At 53.3% G+C, this 22,102-nt stretch carries 17 protein-coding genes and 3 pseudogenes; 14 read left to right on the forward strand and 6 right to left on the reverse strand.

What is annotated here, in order from left to right; translation table 11 throughout:
• On the forward strand, window positions 1–2,291 hold a 2,291-nt coding region (locus ACJYUO_RS20800; protein WP_494347238.1), incomplete at its 5' end, for an Eco57I restriction-modification methylase domain-containing protein.
• Window positions 2,292–2,334: 43 nt separating this feature from the next.
• Here ACJYUO_RS20800 and ACJYUO_RS20805 read toward each other — a convergent pair.
• Complete coding sequence (locus ACJYUO_RS20805; protein WP_494347239.1) at window positions 2,335–3,003, reverse strand: tyrosine-type recombinase/integrase; 669 nt, start codon at window positions 3,001–3,003, stop codon at window positions 2,335–2,337.
• A gap of 137 nt (window positions 3,004–3,140) precedes the next feature.
• On the opposite strand from ACJYUO_RS20805, the gene ACJYUO_RS20810 reads away from it, so the two are divergent.
• The 5 genes and pseudogenes from ACJYUO_RS20810 to ACJYUO_RS20830 all read left to right on the forward strand — a co-directional run.
• Window positions 3,141–5,726 (forward strand): PD-(D/E)XK nuclease family protein, encoded by a 2,586-nt coding sequence (locus ACJYUO_RS20810; RefSeq protein WP_494347240.1) that lies wholly within the window; start codon window positions 3,141–3,143, stop codon window positions 5,724–5,726.
• The gene (locus ACJYUO_RS20815; RefSeq protein WP_494347241.1) at window positions 5,723–8,572 is read left to right on the forward strand and encodes a UvrD-helicase domain-containing protein; all 2,850 of its coding nucleotides are present in this window, start codon (window positions 5,723–5,725) and stop codon (window positions 8,570–8,572) included. Before ACJYUO_RS20810 ends, ACJYUO_RS20815 begins: the two co-directional genes overlap by 4 nt.
• Window positions 8,573–8,609: 37 nt before the next feature.
• A complete protein-coding gene (locus tag ACJYUO_RS20820; protein WP_494347242.1) occupies window positions 8,610–9,044 on the forward strand; it encodes a TRAM domain-containing protein in 435 nt (144 codons plus the stop codon).
• 145 nt (window positions 9,045–9,189) lie between these two features.
• Window positions 9,190–9,360 (forward strand): hypothetical protein, encoded by a 171-nt coding sequence (locus tag ACJYUO_RS20825; RefSeq protein ID WP_494347286.1) that lies wholly within the window; start codon window positions 9,190–9,192, stop codon window positions 9,358–9,360.
• Between the two features lies 1 nt (window position 9,361).
• Window positions 9,362–9,481 (forward strand): annotated as a pseudogene (locus ACJYUO_RS20830) (RNA-guided endonuclease TnpB family protein); the annotation flags it as partial.
• A 12-nt stretch (window positions 9,482–9,493) separates the two neighbouring features.
• Here ACJYUO_RS20830 and ACJYUO_RS20835 read toward each other — a convergent pair.
• Window positions 9,494–10,168, reverse strand: coding sequence for a helix-turn-helix domain-containing protein (locus ACJYUO_RS20835; protein WP_494347243.1), 675 nt, complete (start codon window positions 10,166–10,168; stop codon window positions 9,494–9,496).
• 584 nt (window positions 10,169–10,752) lie between these two features.
• Here ACJYUO_RS20835 and ACJYUO_RS20840 point away from each other — a divergent pair.
• Both ACJYUO_RS20840 and ACJYUO_RS20845 read left to right on the forward strand, forming a co-directional pair.
• On the forward strand, window positions 10,753–11,640 hold the full coding sequence (locus ACJYUO_RS20840; protein WP_494347244.1) for a ParA family protein: 888 nt from the start codon (window positions 10,753–10,755) through the stop codon (window positions 11,638–11,640).
• On the forward strand, window positions 11,637–12,065 hold the full coding sequence (locus tag ACJYUO_RS20845; RefSeq protein ID WP_494347245.1) for a DUF7970 domain-containing protein: 429 nt from the start codon (window positions 11,637–11,639) through the stop codon (window positions 12,063–12,065). Before ACJYUO_RS20840 ends, ACJYUO_RS20845 begins: the two co-directional genes overlap by 4 nt.
• Window positions 12,066–12,226: 161 nt before the next feature.
• Here the strand turns inward: ACJYUO_RS20845 and ACJYUO_RS20850 are convergent, their stop codons facing one another.
• A complete protein-coding gene (locus ACJYUO_RS20850) occupies window positions 12,227–13,081 on the reverse strand; it encodes a hypothetical protein (RefSeq protein WP_494347246.1) in 855 nt (284 codons plus the stop codon).
• Here ACJYUO_RS20850 and ACJYUO_RS20855 point away from each other — a divergent pair.
• Window positions 13,016–13,638: pseudogene (locus tag ACJYUO_RS20855) on the forward strand (DUF7845 domain-containing protein); the annotation flags it as partial. The gene ACJYUO_RS20850 and the pseudogene ACJYUO_RS20855 sit on opposite strands and share 66 nt — an antisense overlap.
• Window positions 13,571–14,563, forward strand: coding sequence for a DUF7845 domain-containing protein (locus tag ACJYUO_RS20860; protein ID WP_494347247.1), 993 nt, complete (start codon window positions 13,571–13,573; stop codon window positions 14,561–14,563). The pseudogene ACJYUO_RS20855 and the gene ACJYUO_RS20860, both read left to right, overlap by 68 nt.
• Before the next feature lie 248 nt (window positions 14,564–14,811).
• Here the strand turns inward: ACJYUO_RS20860 and ACJYUO_RS20865 are convergent, their stop codons facing one another.
• Window positions 14,812–15,384 carry a hypothetical protein gene (locus tag ACJYUO_RS20865; protein WP_494347248.1) on the reverse strand — a complete coding sequence of 191 codons (573 nt, stop codon included), beginning with the start codon at window positions 15,382–15,384 and terminating at the stop codon, window positions 14,812–14,814.
• A 219-nt stretch (window positions 15,385–15,603) separates the two neighbouring features.
• On the opposite strand from ACJYUO_RS20865, the gene ACJYUO_RS20870 reads away from it, so the two are divergent.
• The 3 genes from ACJYUO_RS20870 to ACJYUO_RS20880 all read left to right on the forward strand — a co-directional run bounded on the left by ACJYUO_RS20870 (window position 15,604) and on the right by ACJYUO_RS20880 (window position 18,567).
• On the forward strand, window positions 15,604–16,218 hold the full coding sequence (locus ACJYUO_RS20870; RefSeq protein ID WP_494347249.1) for a hypothetical protein: 615 nt from the start codon (window positions 15,604–15,606) through the stop codon (window positions 16,216–16,218).
• 5 nt (window positions 16,219–16,223) lie between these two features.
• Window positions 16,224–16,862 carry a hypothetical protein gene (locus ACJYUO_RS20875; protein WP_494347250.1) on the forward strand — a complete coding sequence of 213 codons (639 nt, stop codon included), beginning with the start codon at window positions 16,224–16,226 and terminating at the stop codon, window positions 16,860–16,862.
• A 535-nt stretch (window positions 16,863–17,397) separates the two neighbouring features.
• A complete protein-coding gene (locus ACJYUO_RS20880; RefSeq protein ID WP_494347251.1) occupies window positions 17,398–18,567 on the forward strand; it encodes a hypothetical protein in 1,170 nt (389 codons plus the stop codon).
• A gap of 504 nt (window positions 18,568–19,071) precedes the next feature.
• On the opposite strand, the gene ACJYUO_RS20885 is transcribed toward ACJYUO_RS20880, so the two are convergent.
• Window positions 19,072–20,040, reverse strand: coding sequence for a DUF4238 domain-containing protein (locus ACJYUO_RS20885; protein WP_494347283.1), 969 nt, complete (start codon window positions 20,038–20,040; stop codon window positions 19,072–19,074).
• A gap of 8 nt (window positions 20,041–20,048) precedes the next feature.
• A pseudogene (locus tag ACJYUO_RS20890) lies at window positions 20,049–21,048 on the reverse strand (IS630 family transposase).
• Between the two features lie 97 nt (window positions 21,049–21,145).
• On the opposite strand from ACJYUO_RS20890, the gene ACJYUO_RS20895 reads away from it, so the two are divergent.
• Window positions 21,146–22,051, forward strand: coding sequence for a hypothetical protein (locus ACJYUO_RS20895; RefSeq protein WP_494347252.1), 906 nt, complete (start codon window positions 21,146–21,148; stop codon window positions 22,049–22,051).
• The last annotated feature ends 51 nt before the right edge of the window (window positions 22,052–22,102 follow it).

A 22,102-nucleotide genomic window follows, 5' to 3' on the forward strand; every position in this document is an offset into this window, starting at 1 on the left:
GTAAGGGCTGGGAGTTGGATTCTCGCACCCGTGACGAACTGGAGGAGATTAACGAAGGCCAGGGTGGGGCGTCGCTCTACGCAAAGCGCACGGTCATCCTGAATAATCTCTACGGGGTAGATATTGATGAAGGAGCAGTGGAAATCTGTAAACTTCGTCTCTGGTTGTCGATGGTCGCGGATATCGAAGACGAACCGAACGAAGTGGAGCCGCTACCGAACATCGACTTCAACATCCGCCAAGGAAACTCTCTCATCGGCTTCACTGACTTGGTGGAAATTGCACGTGAAGAGGAAGGCGATGGTTCCTTAAGGAACTGGGGTGGGGGTGCTGGTACTGGAGTAAAAGAACTCTACGAGGACGTGATTGATGCAATTGAGCTGCATCAGAGCGCGAGAAGCGCGTCCGAGGCGACTAATGCCCGAAAACTTGCTGAAAGTCGTATCTCGTCGCATAGCGAGATACTTGACGAGAAGGTTTTGGAACAATTCCATTCGGCTGGTCGTGAAGATATGACTCCAGATGATGTGGAGGCTATCCACCCATTTCACTGGGTGTTGGAGTTCGCATCTGTCTACGACGATGGTGGATTTAATGTGGTTCTCGGAAATCCACCGTGGGATGTTCTCCGTACAAACCGGGATGATTACTTTTCGAAATACGATGAACAATTCCGTTTCAGAATGCCAGAAGAGAAGAACGAGGTAGAGGAACGCCTCCTTGAGGATGATGAGATCGCTGGAGGGTGGGAAGAGTACCAGATGGAAATGCAGACTCGGGCAGATTACTTCAATGACTCCGGGGTCTACACGATGCAATCCCCGACGATTGACGGGAAGAAAAACACCGCCGAGAATGAGCTTTCTGCTCTATTTTTGGAGCGCGTGTTCAACTTGGCGAGTAATTCCAGTTGGGTGTCGCTTATCCTTCCGAACGTGGTCTTTTCTGGAAGTTCTGGGAAGGACTTGAGATTACACCTCCTAGACAATACTACCGTCAATTCGATTGTGCACTTTGAGAACCATGGTATTTTTGAGCAGATTGATACACGATACCGATTTGGGTTGCTTACGTTCAAAAACTCCGGGACAACGGACTATCTCAAGGGAACATTCGATGAGCGGGATCTCAAAACCCTTACCGATATTAAGTCCAATATGGTAGAGATCCCACGCACTGTTCTCACACGGTATTCACCTAAGGCAGCGATGTTTCCACAGATATCTGCATCGGGTGACGATGCTGACGCCGAAATGCGAGTGAATGCTCTTGAGAAGATTCTCTCGCATCCACCAATTGAACAGCCGGTGGATAATACTTGGCGAGCGGTCACACACCGGGAACTCGATCGAACATATGATTCAGATCGGTTTGTGGAGGATCCTGATGTTGGGTCGTACCCGGTGTATGGTGGAAAGAACATCTACCAATTCGTATATGACAACGAGTTCTACGATGTTGCCCCTCCAGAGTTCTGGAGTGTGGAACCGGAGATTGACTCTGATTTGAGTGCAAAGCAACGGATTCGTGAAAAAGAGGTGCGAAATCTCAAGACTATACTGTATGAAGCGCTTGGCGGAACCGGTTCACAGAAAAGCTATGTGAACAATCTACTCAAGGAAAAACGGGGGGAACCATTATCGGAAGATGACGTACTGCTGGACTGCACCGAATACCGGATTGTGTTTCGGGACATCGCCGCAGCAACGAATGAACGGACCTTCATCGCAGCAGTCCTCCCGCCTGGAGTCGTATGTCACAATACGGTTCGATCAATCAGACCGTACACGCTGGACGTAACGGAATCCAATTTGGATGAGTATCCGCTCCGGAGTATCTACAAGCGGATGTTTTCTGATCGGGAGCTGTTCGTGGCGCTGGGGCTGTTGAACTCACTAGTATTTGATAGTCTTATGCGAACGAAAACAGATACGCACATTCTTGACTATAAATTCCGAGAGTCACAGCTTCCTCGGCTTACTGACGGAGACGACTGGTTCCACTATATCTCCGATAGGGCTGCTCGTCTGAACTGCTATGGGGAGGACTTCGCAGAAATGCGCGATCGGCTAGGCGGTGTTGAACCTGTTACCGACGACCACGAACGACAAAAACTCCAAGCTGAGATTGATGCCGCCGCTCTTCACGCATATGGTCTAAACAACCAAGAGGCCGAGTTTATTATCAATGATTTCCATCGTGTCTCTAATCCTCGTGTTATGACTCAGGAATACTTTGAATTAGTCCTCGAAAATTACGACCTGCTTGAACAAAACGGACCACTGCCATAGCACTACTGAACTGAGCTTCCCCGTATTGTTATCTCAATGATTGTTAGTGAATATCGTTTAGTGCTCGACGAGTCATCGCCCCATCTACGTTGAGATATTGGCGAGCTGTATCGATGTCTTCCCAACCGAACATTGCTCGGAGTGCTGCTAAGTCTAATCCTCTGCTGGCGTGATAGGAGGCGGCTGTCGCTCGAAGGCCATGTAGAGACGTTGTATTTCTGGAAAGCCGGGGTGCGAGATCAAGAGCAGTATTCAGTCTTCGTTGTAAGGTTGAGAATGAGTATGGCCAGCCACTGTGTTCCGTAATTAGAAGATCAATCGCAACTCGAACCCGATACGAGAAATGGAATGGCACTGTTCGAGCAGCCGCTTCCGTTTTTGGAAGCCAATACAGATCCGCAAAATCGTTAAATTCACTCTCTGGGTTATGCCGTAAGCGCTGTTCGATTGCTTGACGACAATAGCCGCAGAGATCACCGTCACGTCCTTTTGTACATGCGTGGTGTTCAGGGATTCGAATCATCTGTCGCTCTTGGTCGATCCACGATGCGCTCAGATGTGTTGTCTCTCCAGGTCTCAGTCCGAGCCGACCTCCGATTAGAATAGCAGCCCGTGATTCGAGTCGTTGAGTAGGGTCGTCAATACGTCCTGCGCCTTCCAGCAGTAATTCAAACTCGCGTTCACTAAGCGACTTCTCTCGTGTTGGTGCCATCTAGATAGGAAAACGACTGTGAAATTGTTTAGAAGGCGAGCAAACGAAATCCTGATACGGACTATCTTGTATATACTTCACCTGTTCACAAACTCATCTAACAAAGATTTAACCGACATCGCTGACCTTCTCCGTGTGTGCCATTTCCTCGCGCCAAATCGCCACTCCAACTCTACGACGAAGTCGAATCGTACGACCGGGTGATCACCCCGGACGGACCGCTTGCGAGTGCCCTCAATCGCCAACTCGATCGTTCGCATCTTGGTCCGTTCGCGATCCCACCACGCCGACTTGCAGTCGGTCGACGTCAAGAGTCCGAGGACCGTCTCGCCTTCCTCGGCATGCTTGATCACAAGGACTTCTCCTGGAAGCGCTGTGCATACGCGGTTGGGAATATCCTCCAGTGTTGGGAACACCGAGGGTTACACGACGCCATCTTCGAGTACGACGGCTACGTCGACGACGCCACCGAACGAGCTGTGGAGCGAATCGCGGAACTCGAGACCGCCTCGATGAAACTCACGAACGAGACCATCGATCCGGATCTCGACGTGGTCGTCGTTGAGCCGGCGATGCTCACCCAACTCGAACGAGCGTATCTGCCCGTCGAGTACGACACGGTCGACCTTTTCACTGATACGGAGCTCGAGCTCCCGCCGTTCCGTATACACGATTCGCCGACGGAGATCGTAGAGACCGTCGTCGATTCCGTGGATGACGAGAACGCTGATAACGTCGGGATTGTTCTCGACCAGGAAAGCGAGTACTCACCGCTTATTGAGTCCGCCCTCGAAGCGGCCGATATCCCGTTTTTCGGCGGGCCGGGTTTCACAGATCGCAGCGAACATCGCTTGTTCCTCCACCTCCTCCGGACCGCCCACCGGGGGACTGATACCCGAATAAGCGAGATCCGGTCGCTATTGACGGTCTTCGATTGTGACGTCGATGACGCTGACACAGACAAGCGACTGCACGAGCTTGACGATGGAGATCTCAAGTGGCTGATCGAGTTCTGTCATGATGTCCAAGAGTACACGTTCTCGGACGCCCTTTCAGTGTTTGAACGCCACGCCGACGACACGCTTGACGTCTTCCGCGAGGAACTGGAGACACTCACTATTGCCGACGAATCCGTTACGGAAGCACGCCTCGATGATTTGTCGTTCTATCTCCAGACCTACGAGGTGCCGGTCGACCGAGAGAACGAGGGCGTCCTGCTCGCCGACGCAAAATCGGCGTCGTACGTGGGTCGTGAGGTTGTTTTCTACCTGGGGCTCGACGACCGCTGGACCCACTCGGCACCACGTCGTCCGTGGGTCGACCAGGACGCCCAGTTCACACGGAACCTCAAGAGCTTCCAGCTGCTGTTACAGAGCGGCAGCCAGCAACACTATCTCGTCCAAGACGCGACCGGCGGGTCATCCGTTACGCCGTGCCTGTACTTCGAAGAGCTCCTCGAACCGGAGTACGACCGTTTCTCCGATCTGCGTTCGACAAGTCATCAGATCCAAACCGCAGCACGAGCTGGTGACGGATTCGAGAACGAATCCGTCGGCGTGACTTCTAACCCGGTCGAGACGATCAGCAAGTCGAGTCTCAACACCTACGTGAACTCCCCACGGGACTATTACTTCAGCCGGATCGTCGACGGTCCGGAGAAGGCGTATCTCACTGAGGGCAACCTGCTCCACGACTTCGCGGAGTTCTACGTCAACCATCCGGATGCGGTTGACGAAGAGACACTATCGGAGGTCGTCGAGCTCATGCTCGAGGAAGTCCGTCCGCTGGTTCGCTCCGTCGACGAACGGACCCGGCGCACTGAATATCGTGCGAGCCTCGAAACGATCGTCTCATATCTTGACGCGAACCAGCCGACTGAGGGCGCGTTTCTGACGCCGTCCAGTGGGGGTGACAATGCCGTCGCCGCTCACTTCGGTCGGAATGTCGACTCCTCCGTGACTGAACGCCGGTTTACTGACGAGGAACTGGGTATCAACGGAATGACCGACCTCGTTCAGTCGCAGCGAGAACTGCTCGACTACAAGAGCGGCAGCGAGAGCAGCGCCACCTCAATTGTCAAACACGCCGCGATCGACGAGCCGACAGATGAGCCTGACTTTCAGGCGTTGCTTTATCTCACCTATTGGCGATCACAGACGCCGGGTGAGAAACTCTCGTTCACGTTCTTCTACGTCACTGAACTCGTCGACGACGTGATCGCTGGCGACACCGATGTCGACGACGCACTGACGACTGTAACATACTACCCTGAATCGCTCACCGAGCACGTGCAACGTGAGGAGTTCTTCGAGTATCTCCGTAAGGAGGGGGCACAGAAGTGCCAGAAGATCCTCTCGAAGATTGACTATCAGACATACGACGCGCTCTTCGACGCTGCGCCGCTCGTCGAGACGACCGACAGCGACGAACTCATCGAGTCCGAGTTCGGACAGACGATGATCAATCGGCTCGAAGCGGAGATTGGCAAGTACAAGTACGTGACAACAGGGAGTAAGCAGGTGATGCGAGCAATCGTTGACCGGCAGAAGGGTGCATTCTTCAAACGTGATCTCGATGCGTTCGAATCTTTTGTCGACGAGCGACTGGTGGAACTCAATCGGCGCCGCACTGGCGACGAGGCGTTCCCAATCGAGGGGCTCACCGGCGAGCCAAACTACCGATGGGTTGACAACCGAGATCTCCTCCTGGAGGGTGAACAATGAGCGGCGTCGACCTGAACCCGGAGCAACGCGAACTCATCGAGGCGATTGACGGGCTCTATCTCGTCGATGCGGGTGCTGGCACCGGGAAGACGTTCACAGTTACCCGGCGATACGCCAATATCGTGGCCCAAGATGGCGTTGATCCCGAAGACGTGCTGTTGATGACCTTTACGAACAACGCGGCCGAGGAGATGCGAGAACGAATTGTGCGTCACAGTGAGTACGGGATGCGGGAACTCGCGAACGCGCCGATCCAGACGTTCCACTCACTGTCACACGACCTGCTCGACGAATACGGACACGATGCACCGACATTCCTTGGGATTGATGAGACAATCACTGGCTCGACACGGATTATCGAGGACGAAATCATCGAACAGGCGCTGTTTCGTGAGTTCATCGGCCAGTTCATCGACAATCACCCGGAGTATGACGAGTTCTTCACGGCACTATCGGAGACATCTGAGCTGCTCGACCTGATCAAGGAGCTGTCCGCAAAGGGTGTGTTCCCCACTGCGGATGGCTGGTACCGGAACGGCGAGTCACATCTCGACGGGAACTTCGAGGCGTTCGAGACGCTGTTCACTGACCGGAATGAACCACGGAACGGCGGGAGCAAGCAATCGAAGCTTCGAAAGAAGCTCTATCAGTATGGTGAAGACAAGACGTACCTCCCGGAGGCGCCCACAAAGTGGGACATCCGCGGCGATGGCAAGCAAGTCCCGGCAAATCTCACTGAACGCGTCTTTGAGGAGGATAGAACGGCACTCAAGCGGTTCGTCCACGACGTATATCACGCCTATCTCGAGTTCGCGCTCCGGCGGAACTACCTGAACTTCGGGTTCCTCCAGCTGTTCGCGTTCGTCCTTCTGTGTGAAGATAACGACCTCCGAGAACAGCTGGGGTACGAGTACGTGATGGTCGACGAGTTCCAAGATTCCAGTGAGATCCAGTTCAAACTCACGCTGCTGCTCGCTGGCACGAACAACATCTGCGTGGTTGGCGACTGGAAACAGAGCATCTACAGTTTCCAGTACGCGGATGTCGACAACATCCGCGAGTTCGACGATCGGCTCGAACGATTTGCCACGGAGCTGAATCGGGACGCAGATCGAGTCACGTTTCCGACGACGCCGATCAACGACAAGCAACTGACGCGGAATTACCGATCGACGCAGTCCATCTTGGACTTCTCTACCCACGCGCTGACTGCCCGTGCGACAAAGAACGAATCGCTGGATACAGAGGCTATCTCCGAGCAGGTTACACCACTGACTGCCGATACAGACCGAGACGATAGCTACATCGAGGCGCTCACGAGTGAGGACGAACACGAGGCCATTCTCGCGAAGATCGACGCGATCGTCGACAACGACGCCTACGCCGTCGAAGGTGATGACGGTACGTATCGCGCTCCGGAGTACGGCGACATCGCCGTGTTGACGCGAACCCGCGATTTCGGCCGGGATCTGCTCGATACAGCGAGTAAGTTCCGTCTGCCGATGGCCTACGAGGGTGGGATCGAGGTCTTCCGGACCGACGCCGCGAAGCTGGTGTTAGCGTGGTTGCGTATCCTCGAACGCGACGCCAAACGCGGGTGGGCGCTGGTCCTCGAAGAGGCTGGCTACACGATCGACGAGGCGAAGGCGATCATCGAGCGTGAGGCGTACCCCGAAGCCATGGTCGCCTTCCGAGAGGATCTCCGAGAGATGGAGACGTTCGGCGGCGTCGCCCGGCGCGTGTTCGAACAGTACGGCCGTTCCGGGCCGACCGCAGACGTCGTTCTCGACACTATCCAGTCGGTTCACGGGACGACGACGTTCACCCGTGGAGAGCTGATCCGATTCATCGAGGAGGCGATTGCTGATGGGAGCACACACGACGTCGACGCCGGGGCTGGGACGAATGCGGTGACTGTCCAGACGATCCACGCAACGAAGGGCCTCGAATACCCGATCGTCATTCTGGCGAATATGAACGCCAACAAGTTCCCGTCTTCCGGTGGCAGCGGGAGCGATATCGCGTATACCGATCCGATTGGTCTCCGACAGCGGAAGGTGTACTCAGAGGAGGCACACGATGTCCCCCATGTCTACGACAGCTGGAAGACAGAGGTTCTCAATCGCTGCCTCCCTCAGAACTACGATGAGGAACGTCGTCTCCTCTATGTGGCTGTTACGCGTGCTGAGAGTCACCTCGTTTTGACCGGTGGCGCTGACCCGAATTCGTTCCTCAATGCACTCCCCGTTGCTGTCGAAGAAGTCGATCCCGATTTGTCTGCGTTCAATCCGGAAGACGGCGAGTATTCACCGTATTCGGTCGACATTCCCGAGCCTGATGGCCCGGCGAACTACTCACCGCACACCTTCATCGATGACGCCGTCTTCGAAGGGAATACCGGCGGCCGGGGAATGGAGTTCGGGTCAGACGTCCACGAGTTTGCGGAACGGTATGTTCTCGGTGAGGCAGTCGAAACCGGCAATAACCCTGACAAGGAGCACGTGAAGGCGTTACTCGACTCACTCGATGGTGAGGCGAGAGCCGAGATCGATGCGTTCCTTCCTCTTACCGTCGACGGCGAGAAGGTAACGATCGGCGGCATTATCGATTTGCTCCACGTGACAGCTGACCGTGTTGAGATCATTGACTACAAAACCGATCTCACAACGCACGCAGAAGATGAATACCGGAAACAGCTCAGTATCTACTACCATGTCGTCGCCGACCAATATCCCGATCGGTCGGTCACTGCGTCTATCTTCTACACCGATGATGGCACTCAGCACAATATTACTCCTCTCGATAAGGCAGCTCTTCGAGAGCTTGTGCTAACACATAGTGTTTAAATTACTTGCCTCGTGGGTACTGAGCACTAGACACTCAATGGTCGAAATTCCCAACTCCCTTCGCTCTCTGTTCAGTGCTCCAATTAAAGAGCAGGATGGGACGTACATAGTGGAAGTTCCCTCGAGGGAAGTAGATCGTGAAGCGTTGTCAGCTGACGAAACGTATCGCGTAGCGATTCTGGAATCTCCTGTTTCGACGGAGTCGTCAGCACAACAGGAGTCACAGAGAGCCCCTTCTCGTGAGACTGCGAGCCCTTCTCCCTCCGGACCCCCCGTTGAGGAAGGCGAAGTACGTGATGTGACCATCGAGACAGTCGGCGATCAGGGCGATGGTATCGCAAAAGTCGAACGTGGTTACGTCGTGATCGTCCCCGAAGCTCAACCCGGTGACGAGCCAACCATCGAAATCGAACAAGTTCAAGAGAATGTTGCGTTTGCGAGCATCGCCGATAGCGATCCGCAGACGGTCTAACTGTTCTCGCTGAGCCAGCTTTTCTTCTCGGTAAACCATCGGTGTGAGAAGGCTCCGTTCGAGTTAGTCTGTTGAGGCGGTTCTGAAAGATACGTCTTCTCCACCGTTCGTGATGGCACAACCTTCCAAGACCGAAATTCATTCTATGACAAAGGAACCAATTGAGGTACTCGACTGCCTGGCCGACCAGGTTGCCGATGAGTTCGAGGCGTATAGACAGCCGGACGATTTCAAGGATGTCTCACTCGTGATTGAGAACAGTGACGCGGAGCATCCGACGTTGATCGTCCACGTCGACAGAGAGGATGCAGAATGACGATGGAGGCGCACCCGTAGGCGTGTGCTTGAACAGCGGGACACTGAACGTGAATGGAGGCTATCCTCCTGCCGAAGATTCGGCCAGAACGGGAGTCCACGCTGAAAGCCCACGGCTTTAGCCGTAGGTTAGCTTACGTCTGTGCCCGTTCACTCTCTTGATACGTGACGCCGAGGTCAAGGTCTTCATACATCCGGTTGAGCATCGCTAGCGCCGACTGGAACTGGGCGTAGTTCTCACGCATATACTCGATCGTCTCAGCTCTCGGGATCACCGGGTACCCTTCGACATGATTGACGTCGAGTGACGGGCGTGGCTCAAGGACGATCTGTAGCGGTCCATCCAACTCGTCTCGGGGCTGTCGCTCGAATGCGGTCGGGAGATCGAACGACTCGAAAAATGCCTCCCAGGCGTCGACGTCTTGCTCACGAATAGCGAGGAACAGCGGATAGTCGTTGGGCTCGCGACCGACTTGGTAGCCGCCCTGGGTCCATACGTAGACGGCGTCGATCCGCGTGAAGGCGAACGGCCAGTCACTAAACTGTGGGAGGACGTACGCCTCCTCGATCGAAGGCGGATTGACGCCGGCGCTGGCAGCGACGAGCTCGCGTGCGGCGTCTCTCACACGTTCGTCGACGACGGAGAGGCCGTCATCATAGCTGACGTAGCCTGCGTCTTCAAGACGGTTCACGGCCTGCCTCACCGTCTCGTACGGCGTGTGAAGGTGTTGTGCGACACGGCGGATGGAGTCACCACTCTCGATGGCGAGGATGACCTGCGCCGCCGTTTCATCGAGTACCTCGTACATCTGTCAGTTACCAATATTCCGGGAACAGTAAAAAGCCTTACTAGGTGTCTGTTGGACACTGTCTAATTGAGCACCTCCTCGGCTGGTTTTCACCCATTCAGCGCCTGATTCAGTCAATTATGGCGCCTTCCCACGTGCTTCCGAACCACTATCGCCGGCCTTTGACCGGCAATATACCATCTCTACTGGGGCGGCCTTTCCGCCGCCTGTGACTTCTCTTTGACCTCGAGTCCCTACTCTATTTGAATCATCTACTACCGAAATTTCCAGATAACTCTCTCTACTATCTATAATAGGTACAATAGGTGAGGTATCTAACTCAGCTACCTATAATAGGTAAAATAGGTAGAATAGCTGCCCCACTCATTAGCAATAGGTGTAAAAGGTGGAGTAGCTGTCTTAACCAGCTCTAATAGGTGCAATAGGTAAAATAGCTATCTCAACTACTTTATCTGAGGTACCTATTATAGCTATAAGAGGTAGCATTAAGTGACTATGTCTAAATATACTATCTGTCCGCTGGTACGGCCGTTCATGGTACAATAGGTACCTATCAATACTTGCAGCGGGCGGAGTCACACAATATGGACGCGACAACCGACCCACGTGCAGTGAGCATCGTTATTCTCAAAGGCGGCGTCGGAAAGAGCACAACCTCGATGAATCTCGCTCGGCAGCTCGCCGAGCACGGACGCGTTCTGTTCGCAGATCTCGACCCGAACGGCCACGCGACAAACGGACTTGGCTTCGAAGACGCCTATCAGGGCGATGTAAATCTCGGCGACGTAATCCTCGAAGGGACGGCGACGCCACAGGATTTGATCGAGCCGACGGAGTACGGCTTCGATCTCCTTCCATCATCGAATACGCTTGAGGATGTTGAGAAAGACCTCGCCGGAGCGATGCAGGGATCGGCCCGAGTCAAATCGAAGATTGTCGACCCGCTACTCGGTGACGAATACGATTACGTCGTTTTTGACTGTCCAGCGTATCCCGGTATGCTGAACAACAACGCACTGGTCGCGACGGGTAACGTCATTATCCCGATCGAACCGGGATCGAGTGCGATCGGGGGCTACAAGCGAACGATGGAACGGCTCATCGAACCCGCACGGGAGTACATCGATGTGGACGTACTCGCGATCGTCCCAAACAAACTCGAGGATCGGATCGACCAACAGACCGAGGACCGAGAGCTACTCGAGAACCTAAACACGGCCAGCTACGAGGTCAATCCCGGCCAGCCACTGCGAGAGGCGGTGCCGAATTTCGCCCGAATCACAGCCGATGAATTCGAACAAATCGATGCCGGGGAGATCACGCCACCGAAGCCCGGCATTCGAGCACGGGCAGCACTTTCGCGCTCGTTAAGCGAGAATATGCCCCTACAGGATTACAGGCCAGAGAGTGACCAAATCGAACACTACGAAGAACTCGCCGGAATCGTTGCGAACGGAGGCATCGACCGATGAGTAACCCGTTCGATGACCTCCAAAACGACGACCAAGATGATACTGACGAGTCAGAAACCGAGGAGACGCCAAGCAACGGACAGGGAGACGCACAAACCTCGCCTACGAGCGAGGATGCGGTTGCGCCAGAGCCCGATCCAGAACCGACTCGAGAGACGCCCGAACAGCCGACCGACGAGACAGATCCGGCCGACGCTGGCCCGGCATTCGAATACAGCGAGGTACGGCAGAAACCCCTGTACGCTCGTGGCTCGACGTGGGACGAATTCGAGAAAAACTTCCGGACCACGATCGCTCCGAAGCTTGCGGAAGCCGACGTAGTCGACGAGGAAACCCGGGAGCTACACGACGCGCTTGTCCAACTCGGAAACGAACAACCCGAGCGCGTCGCAGAGATCATGCTCGAGACACGCCGCCAGTCCTAGCCGACCCCACCCTGAACAACGACAGTAGTTGAGACTGGTCGTCCCAATACATATTGTATGAGGTATCTGAAGACCACTGGGCGAGTGGTCGTCAGATGATCGTGAGGGCCACCGATCGGGCCCCGGTCTGTGTCGCGATTGCTCGGCGCGGACTCCGCCAGTTACGACGGCGTCGGCAAATCCTGTTGTAGACTCTCGTACCGGACTGGATCGAGCATCGCGACGTACGTTGCTCTCTTGTAGGCGACGATCCAGTGACCTTCGCTATCGGTACTCGCGAGCGGTTCGTGCTCGAAGAGCGTTTGGGCCACGCCTTCGAACGCCTCATCGTCGGTCGAGGATGCATAGTAGCCGCCCTCGGCGACCGCCTCGTCGATGACATCTCGTTCGTCATTGGAGAGTCCAGTGGCGGAAAACCGATACCGTGATTTGAGGGTCTCGGCGTACTGCTCATCACTCCCGAGCAGTTCGGCCAAGGTATACTCGTAAGTCGTCACCGTCGTCTTGATCGGTTCAACCTCGACGCCCATCCGTTCGCCGTCGACCAGGAGGACATCGAATGCCGGTTCAGGGACGAGGACCGAGGTCGCCTGTTCGTCCTCAGTGTAGGTTCGCTCGCCGCTGACGGCGTCGACGCCGGACCGCCGATTCGACAGAGCCGACTTGATCCACTCGACATCGGTGGGCGGAAGGGTGTCGAACGACCGTTCGGCCCCCTCGGTCGCGACATCGAAATCGAGCAGGAGGTGATAATTATTGCGCGTTTCGGTGGTTAGTTCGGCTCGGTCGAGTGCGACCACCTCGTCTTCGAAGCGAATCGGGTACGTAACGTGGAGCGGCGGATGCTCGTCCGACGCAGTTGCCGATCCAGTTTCGAGGACCTCAGCGACGAGTTCGCGGCTCACTTCCTCTTCGACGAGTACGGTCTCGATCCGTTCTTCGCGTGCGACCGACGGATCAAGGACGGTGACGGAAGTCAGCGCCCGGAGTTCAAATTCGATGGCGAGTCGTGGCAAGTGACGCTCTCCTATCGAGACTCCGGCCTCGAGCATCCCGGCGAGAATTCCCGACTGGCAACGACTTCCGACTCGCGGAGATGCGTGAGTTCGATCTCAGTGTCGAGAGCGGCGAAGATATCGTCGGCGAGCGGTCGTTCCACGCTCATATCGCTCCGCGATGGCAGGGAATGAGAAGCGAGGGCGGTAACGAAATCAGCGTCCCCGACGATCTCTACGAAGGAGTGAATCTCCACGTCCAGGGCTCGAATATCGAATTCGATCGGTATCATCCACTTATCCAGCATGCGGCGCGCGCGGTCGGAATCAACAGCCAGTACTTCGATGAACTACATGACTTTTCGACGATCCTCGATGCTGAGCGATACGTGCGCGTCGACAAGAACGAGAGTGACCCAGTGCATGCGCGGGACGGTCCGATAGCCCAACTGGGGCACCTGCTCGAGAACGACCGTACAGGGCGACGCAAACTCGTTCAGTACGACAGCGATGAACACCGCTCGAGATCGCCCCGGATACTATCACACGGCGACTCTCGGCCCACGGCGTGTCCGTGAGGCGTTTCCATCGCACGAGCTACCGAAGGAGGTGAAGCACTACTACACGCAGCAGGCGGTGAGCCTAGACAATAATCGCTCGATCGCGCATCCGAAAGTCGGTGTGTCCTACCAACGATCGTTCTGGAAGGAGCAACTCGATGCCTCCCCGACCGATCTCGAACGTCTCAATCGTGAACTCGAGGAGACGCTTCTCAGCGTTCTCGCGGAAGCGGGTCTTCCGCTTCGATCAGGGGTCAGAACCTACGTCGAAGATGCCTATTTCTCTGCCGAGGACTCCGACCGAGATCGGGACATCCTCGAGTTGGATTTCACCCAGATCAAGCACCGGCAAGAGTCGGTCGTCATCAAACACCTCGCGGACGGGATCGCCCCGACAGCGTGGGAATCCCTCGAGGTTCTCGTCACGGACGGTGGCGAGGTGAGTCCACAGGATATCGCTGACGAGACGGGCCGCCATCCAGGGAGTGTCCGTAGGGCCCTAAACAGAATTCCGGAGCTGGTCGAGCGGGAGTATGGACGGGTCTCTCTTCGATCAAAGTACATCGCAGATCTCGTCCACGACGCAGTGAAAGAAGCCAAGGAAGCGACGAGACGAGCTGCGGAAGCCGGTGCCAAGGCGATCGAAGCGGCCGAACGCGGACTCGATCAATCGACGAGCGCGTTCATCGCATGGGCTGCAAAACACGATATCGATGTCAGAGATCGGGATGGGGAAGAACTTCGGCTGGAGTTCGGTGTCGTAGACGATATCAAGCGAAAGATCCGGGAAGGTTACGAGCTATGGACTGCTGCCGATATGCCCGAAGATCGGTACCGGATGGCCAAGATCCAATACGAGAAAGAGATCGACTCTGGCCTCCGGTCGATCGATAAGACCGAGACGAAATCCTTTGCCTCAGTAGCGTGGCATCACCTTGGCTGAACCCGCCTCGGTAGTGGCAACACTATCTAGCGCGGCGATTTCGCAGCAAAATCTGCTTCTTTCTGCATAGCTCGGTGTTCCACCCCCAGGGGTACGGCACGGGGAGGCAGGAATGTGTTTTGCTGAAGTCCCCCTTAGGGAACGTCTAAGAAGGAATAGAACACCGTCAACCGGAATTTGAATAACTCTCTATACTGCACGTCGAGCTAAACTTCCTGCTCTAAATTACCAAGATCCGGTGAAGTGACTCACTCAAGTGGTTCTGGTTTTTGATGTGGGTTTCCAGCGATATGTCCCCATTCGATATCGCATCCTGAGCAATCTGTTGAAACCGTTTTAGACCAAGTTTCAGTAGGTTCTTCAAAAGTATAGGTATGACTAACTTCTGCCTCACAACATGGACAAATAAATTTTGCTTTGGCCTCTATTTCGTATTCCTCTGTATCCTCAGACGGACGCTCCGAGGTTGCCTCCATTCGGATCGCAGCTTCGTCTTCGTCGTATTCATGAGGCCACCATGGTTCTTCTTCATCAACTTCGACACCAATTTGTCTCTTTACCTCTCTTCTCAGATCTTCGTGGGAATCAATGAGGGTAACTAGCGTTAATCCGTGGTCAGTGAGCTTGATATAGTCTTCCTTGTCTCCTAGAATAACTGTATCTGTACTACCCTGTAAGTCTCGAATCTGAACACGACGCAGGCGCTTATACCCTACCCGGATTTCACTTTCATCGGGGATTTCAATATCGTGGCTTTTAGCATAGGATTGGATCTTCCCGGGAAAATTATTATAGTTCCGGGCCATATTCTTTCCAGCCATCCTCCCAGACGACATGACTAATAGCCAGAGAGTGGCTTCACGGCCAAGACGATCCGTGATTTGGAGTACTTGTTCGTTATTCCACGACACAGAAGGAATTCACACTTAATGAATAAAAATACAGGGGGTGGGATAGTCTGGAGATCAACACAAGGCTTAACTTCCACAGTTGCTTCTCACTATAATGAGACCATGGGACGGACTAGTCCGGCAGAAGCAATGGAACGTATCGCCTGGCATCTAAATTACTGCTCGGATGAGACAGTCCCAATAAACAAGATCGCAGAGGAAACGGGCCTTTCGTGGGCGACAGTTCGGAAGTATGCGCAGGCAATTGAGAGCCAACAGAAAATCGCGCCGAGGATCGAAATCGGCGACAAAGGGATTACTGTTGGAAGGAAATCGTCTGTGGTCACCCGTCTATTTACAAGTACCACCAGAGCAATCGCTGTCTATCTACTCAACAATGCGGAACTGGAAGGTGGAGCTACCCAACCACTAAGTCTTGATGAACATTCGGAAGTCCTTGAGCACCACACAGAAGCTGTGGAGAAAATGGAAGCATTGGGATGGATAGAACTCCTCGAGGGGGAAATTCGGTTAACGCCACTTGGTATCCAGATAGCCGGGAGCGAACGGTCAAAGGTGAAGAACATGGAACGAAATCCTCGCCACGACATCCCCCCAGTCTGGAAGAACCAAGGTATGCACTCTGCGGAATTCAGCGGAAACACCATTAAGTTCAACGAGGAGCAAGAAGATGCCTCGAATACCTTCGAGGAGGACGACGAAACAAGCCATTCGATCGATCCAACAACTGCCGCAATGGCGTGATTTGAATGCCTAACTCAGAAGAATTTGACGAAGCGTTAGATACGCTCGCGGAGTATGTCCATGCAATCGGGGATGAGATCAGCGAAGAAAGTGTCGGATCTCTAACTGTGGAGGTTCGGGGGGAGGAATATGACCTTACCGGACACACTTGTATTGGGGAAGAAGATAGCGTTTACATGGTGGCCGGACATCCTGATCTGGAATTCTTCTACGTTGTCTATGCATTGTCAGTGACAGGGAATGTTGCTAACCAGCTAGATGAGGTGATTGTTGATGGGTTAGTCGAAAACAAAGACGATCTCGATGACGCAGAACGTAGAAAAAGGGCAGCAAAGATGCTTCTTGAACGTCTTCCAAGGAGCGATATGGACGCGCTCAAAACATATACGTTCATGTTCTTGTCTTCTGGGCATAATAACACCCTTCTCCACAGTGATGAAAATGGTGTATTTGAATATTATACTGTAGAAAACCAAATATTCCCATATGAAGATGCTTTTGGTATCCGAGAATTCCAAGATGCTGTTCAGTCAACAGTAACTGGTGGGAGAAGAGGAAGCCATCTTCTCCGGCGGACATTATTCATAGATAAAGATGAGAGTGATCCAAGTGAATCTGAGATCAGTCTGAATTTCGGTTGGTGATTTTATTTCTACACATTCTGTCGAGTTGAGCCGTCCTTCAGAGTAGCGATTCAGAATGCCGACTCTAAGATTCGAATGAGCAATTCATAATCCAACTCGAGCTGTAGGACCTCACCAAACTACTGCTATTCAATAGAAAAACCAATCCGACATTCAATTCAGTTGTTGACCCGAAATCTTCTATTCTGGTTTATTATGTCCGGTTTGCCTGCATTCCGGATAGAATCTGCCGGAATCTCTCTCATTCAGGATACTCAGGTGGGAGAATCAAATTGATTCTGTCCGACTTTCTCCGAGTTCTCGGACACTGCTTGTCTGACCTTCCCCGAATTCTCGGACACACCTTGATAGAGAGAATGTATCTTACACTTATCGATGCTTCTGAAGTTGAAATAAGTGGATGTCGGATAACTGCTTTTAACACCGACATTTCGCCTGATGAATGACAAGGATATGAACAGGGGGCGTGGACGAGGACATGAACGACATATCGTCTCCACAACTGTTAGGTCATCCACCTACCCAAGGACAGATAATGACGAACACAGTGCTTGAAGCTGCACTTCAGGGAATCGGTGATGGTGCACGGCTCGAACAACTATCTTCAGATCTTCTTCGACGTGAAGGATATGACGTGGACCCTACTGGAACACGAGGTCCCGATGGTGGCCGTGACTCCCTACTATACCGAGACAGCGAGAACGGGATTCTTCACTGCAGTATCAGTGCTAACTGGGAGTCGAAGATAAAGAGTGACGCTGAGAAAGTCTCAAATCACGAGGATTCATATGACTTCTTCATCTTCGCCACAAACCAAAATCCCGCAGCGATAAAACGAGATCGGGTTGAGCGGGAACTTGAAGAGGAATACGGATGGCAAGTCCGTATATGGGACTTCGAACGCCTCCGAAACAGGTTAATGGGGGATAACGAAAACCACGACCTTGCCATCGAACATCTTAGTGTTACCCCTGGTAAAGCGTTCGAGGATGTCTCTGAGAACGTTGACGAACTGTATTCTACGTTCATTGAACGACTTCACAACAGAGAATCACCAGTTGGCCCAATACAGGAAGATGGGCCTATCGTTGCAGTTCATCTCATCCCTATCGAGGCAGTAGATGACAGCCACGACAGAATTGCAATGGATCTTCCCGACCCACCAGCATTCGACTCCCGACACTCAATCACTGAACGCATTGGCCGGGTCGCAGTAACGGGTAATCAACATGGTATTGAAGGAGACTCATACCGCCAGTACGCCGCATTCCACTCAGATGGATGGATGGAAGCAGTAAGCACCCGGATGGACTTCTACCGGAGTGACATTCCTCAAATCAAGTACGGCTTCGATGTGGCTGTCGTCGAGTTTGTTGAGAAGACGTTAGACTGTTACGAGGAAGCAGAAATTGCACCGCCGTTCTATTGCTATATTACTTTAATTGACGCTGAGGAATATACAATGGGGAAACCACAGTCAGTGTGGGGTCCTAATAACCGCCGGACACTAGGAACTGAGGAGTTCTCTCTGAGTCGCGTCACTCTGAACGGCTACGATGTTGATATTCCATCCGAACTTCGAAAGGCTTTCTACCTGCTCTGGAACCGGTGTGGTTGGCAAACCGGGTCACTCCACTACAATCAAGATACAAACGATGAAACAGGAGAAGTTGAGTACGAGTGGGAACCTTACAGAACACGTTAGAATTCTATGAATGCGGACTGGAACTCGGAATCAAACATTTTTCCATGGCATGACCCTCGCATCGCCACGCTTCTTGTGAACCGGGTCAGGTTCAAAGCAATGTTCAGCTTGTGGCTGTAGTTACTCTCCTCGAGCGCGAAGGCCGACTGACGTATCGGTGAACCATCTCGGCGCTTGGTCCCGAGGCGCTCGTTTTGCTTTTTTGTAACAGTAGTAGGTGATACGACTTAATTATCCAGAGTAGGGTTGGAAACCCGCGTTCAGTATAGGCGAAGGCGTTACCGGAGCAGCTGCCCATCTCGTGGATAGGAGTCAGAAACGACCTGCTGGATATAGAGGGTGAGCCTTGTTTAGACGCTCCCGGATGAGCGGGCCTGAAGTTGTTTTGACTGAATAGAATTCGGTGGTAAGCACCTCACAGTACGGTTCCATACTTTGAGAACGAAGCGTTAGCGCCGATCTCGGTCGCGTCTAAACAAGACCTAGAGGGTGTATTCAGCACGGTTACTGAAGGTCCAGAAGTTGTTCGAGGAGCCTAATGCAGTAGATCACGGCAGCGTCGGACGCCCAGTTCACCTCATTGAAGATAGTGTGGACAAGTTGCCGTTCCTTCTCTATCTCCGAGACTGGACGTCGCTTGATGTACCAGACGCCATCAAGCGGCGTGTAACCGGGAAGATCGGGCGAAATCTTCGGAACCTGGTAGGCCGGTGCCTCCTCCATTTCGAACTCGCCCATGTTCTCTGTTTCCCGTGTCGTCGTGATCTCTTCTCTCCGCCGGACCTCGTCGATCCGATCGTACAGGTCGAGAATGTAATCTTCCCTGCTGCCGTTGAACATGACGATGCTCTCGGCGTTGTGAAACTGCAGCAGGTTCAGATTGTCGATAACTTTATCGTTTTTGATTAGGACCTGTCTCTTGGAGTTCTGGTCGAACCGATAGACATCTGGGTCGTAGAGGAGCAAGATACGGTGCTGGTCAACCGGGCAGTAGATTTGTAGACCACGGTTTCCCATGCCTGCAGGAACCAGGCCGAGTTGGTGTTTGTACTGTGGGATGTCGAGGACCATTGGGGCGTCTGAGACGATGAACTCCTGATCGGTGACGTTACACAGCATCACTCCGTCGAGATCTTTGATTCCGATGTAACCGAAGATGCCCTGGGCAATGAGGAAGTGATGTACACCGAGGAGATGGGCTTCAACCAGTTTCTCCATCTTTTCTCGTTCATCGAAGTCGTCTTTCCACTCTATCTTGTCTTCGTACCTGTCGGCGTTCATATCGTCTTCGACGGCTTCTTTCAGGAAGTCGTAGCCCTGTTCGATGTCCTTCTTTGTCGCCCGGCTTCTGGTGCGTTGGGTGGTAATGAAAGAGAGCAGGAGTTCGATACGCTGCTGGGAGAGACCGGTCAAGTAGTCTCCGTTACGGAGTTCTCTGAATGGGTGGGCGTGGTAGCCGTCAAGTTTCGCTATAGTAGACGTTAGAAATAATTGCTCACTTTGGGAATGGAGAGTTGATCAAGAGCAGTATCGATCGCTGTTGTGAGCTCAGCAAGCGAGTCGAAGAATCGGTTGCTAAGTGCTGATTGTAGTTGTCTCCAGCACTCCTCAACGGGATTGAGTTCTGGCGAGTACGCCGGCAACGTTACGAAGGCGAGGTCGTCACGGACCTGGCGGCCCGTGACGGCCGACGCCTGAAAATACGGCGCTCCATCCAGCACGACGAGTAAGTCATCTTCGAACTCTTTGCATAATGCAAGAATGAAATGTTTGGCGTGTTTGGCGGTTACGTACTCTTCGAATCGAGCGAAAAAGCGATCACCGTCTTCGGTGATCGCGCCCAACAGACATGTCCAGTCGCGTTGGCCGGATAATTCGACAGACGGCCGCGTGCCGCGGGGAACCACGCGGCACGCGGCTCGACTTGCACGGATTTCTTGGTTTGATCGATACAGACTACTGTGGCGTCCAGCTTCCGCCGCTTTTTTTGACCTCTTCGCGGAACGTTTCTTGCTCGTCAGCATCGGATTCGGCGGCTGTCCGGCGTGGTTTTTGATAGCTCAATCCCGCTTCTTTGAGCAACCGTCGGCAGCTTGGGATTGAGTACTCGACATCGTAGGTCTCGTCGAGATACTGCTGGACGAGCGCCGGCGTCCACGCCGGTGCGTCAACCCCAACTTCTGTGGGTAAGTCGTGGACAGCTTCTTCGAATTCTTGTTGCTCTTTTTCTGAGAGCTTTCGTTTTCTCCCAGATCGGTGATCATCAGTAACAGCCTGCTCAAGCGATTCGTCAGTGTCGAGTCGCGTGAGCCAGCTATAGATCGTGCGTCGCTGAACGTCGTACCACTCGGCTAGTTCGGTCTGTGTAACGCCATTTTTGTATGCTATTGCCGCTAAAAGCCGTTGTGTCGGCTTCTTTCCCTCCACGTTGTCGAGGGCATCTTGCAATTCCTCGACAGAGATATCGTCGAGATGATTCACTATGCTTAGGAACAATCTCTGAGTAGAAAGTTCTAACGGTTACTATAGATTGAGTGGTGGAAATATTTTTGGCTGACTGACCTGATAGTCGTTGAATATGACGACGTTCATTCCCTCTTATCTTCGTCCTTTAAGTCAGGTGCGAACAGGAAACCAGTCACGAATTGATAAAAAGGCGGAGCAGGTTGAAGTCATCCGGTGTCCAGGATTACAGCCTTTAGCATTTGAACAGCATGAAACAGTCAAATTGTGGGTTAACGAGCAGGCCTATCACGGAAAGACAAAGGTCACTAGCGACAGGGAGATACAGGTCGATAAGACGGTAGATAATCCCGGTCATCATTGGTGGGTCATTTCGCGGGGCCTGCTTGAGAACATTGACCCGCCTCTCCGAGAACACGCCGATATCTTCGATTTGCTGATTGCTCTTAACTTGTGTACGGATGATCCGGTATTCTTCTCGCAGAACCCTGGTCAGGTGATCGGAGGAGCGTACAAGTATGAGAGAGGTGCGTTGAACTATCGAGGCGATCTTTCGTCAGGGAACATTGCTACAGCGTTACTCGGGATGAATGAGATCCCAAAAGAGGTTGAAATCACTGGTGACGTGGTATCGGTCTTTGAGCAAGTCAGAGAGTACCGGTCAAAGCAGATTGCAACTGACGCGGAGATGGATATCCGGATTGCCCTTCACATGTACGATGATGCACTGTCGTCTGATCTCTGGACTGCTGCTGCCAATCTGTACTACGTCTGCGAAAACGTTCTGTTCTCTGGGAAGTACGGGGACAAAGATCAGCTGATCGCTGAGAATACTGCAACGAGCGAGGAGCAGGCTGAGGAGTGGCGTAAGATGGTTAACAGGGTGAAACACCCAGATAAGGGGCAGGATGTCGCTGGAATACTTGACCGTGACGAGTTAGAGCTACCATCTCTTCGAATGATGAGGCGAACAGCGAACACTGTTCTCAAGCAGGGGATGGCTGAAGTTGGCTCAGAGTAGCGGTGATAGTCTTCTGGAATGGTCAAATCAAGACATTGTTGAGAGAATCGG

This window comes from Natrinema sp. CRL1 (assembly GCF_059162405.1).

What these genes read in the sequence shown, in the direction of transcription:
- ACJYUO_RS20805 (WP_494347239.1), bottom strand. Translation starts at nt 3,003, where the DNA reads ATGGCACCAACACGAGAGAAGTCGCTTAGTGAACGCGAGTTTGAATTA.
- ACJYUO_RS20815 (WP_494347241.1), top strand. Translation starts at nt 5,723, where the DNA reads ATGAGCGGCGTCGACCTGAACCCGGAGCAACGCGAACTCATCGAGGCG.
- ACJYUO_RS20820 (WP_494347242.1), top strand. Translation starts at nt 8,610, where the DNA reads ATGGTCGAAATTCCCAACTCCCTTCGCTCTCTGTTCAGTGCTCCAATT.
- ACJYUO_RS20825 (WP_494347286.1), top strand. Translation starts at nt 9,190, where the DNA reads ATGACAAAGGAACCAATTGAGGTACTCGACTGCCTGGCCGACCAGGTT.
- ACJYUO_RS20835 (WP_494347243.1), bottom strand. Translation starts at nt 10,168, where the DNA reads ATGTACGAGGTACTCGATGAAACGGCGGCGCAGGTCATCCTCGCCATC.
- ACJYUO_RS20840 (WP_494347244.1), top strand. Translation starts at nt 10,753, where the DNA reads ATGGACGCGACAACCGACCCACGTGCAGTGAGCATCGTTATTCTCAAA.
- ACJYUO_RS20845 (WP_494347245.1), top strand. Translation starts at nt 11,637, where the DNA reads ATGAGTAACCCGTTCGATGACCTCCAAAACGACGACCAAGATGATACT.
- ACJYUO_RS20860 (WP_494347247.1), top strand. Translation starts at nt 13,571, where the DNA reads ATGAACACCGCTCGAGATCGCCCCGGATACTATCACACGGCGACTCTC.
- ACJYUO_RS20865 (WP_494347248.1), bottom strand. Translation starts at nt 15,384, where the DNA reads ATGGCTGGAAAGAATATGGCCCGGAACTATAATAATTTTCCCGGGAAG.
- ACJYUO_RS20870 (WP_494347249.1), top strand. Translation starts at nt 15,604, where the DNA reads ATGGAACGTATCGCCTGGCATCTAAATTACTGCTCGGATGAGACAGTC.
- ACJYUO_RS20875 (WP_494347250.1), top strand. Translation starts at nt 16,224, where the DNA reads ATGCCTAACTCAGAAGAATTTGACGAAGCGTTAGATACGCTCGCGGAG.
- ACJYUO_RS20880 (WP_494347251.1), top strand. Translation starts at nt 17,398, where the DNA reads ATGACGAACACAGTGCTTGAAGCTGCACTTCAGGGAATCGGTGATGGT.
- ACJYUO_RS20895 (WP_494347252.1), top strand. Translation starts at nt 21,146, where the DNA reads ATGACGACGTTCATTCCCTCTTATCTTCGTCCTTTAAGTCAGGTGCGA.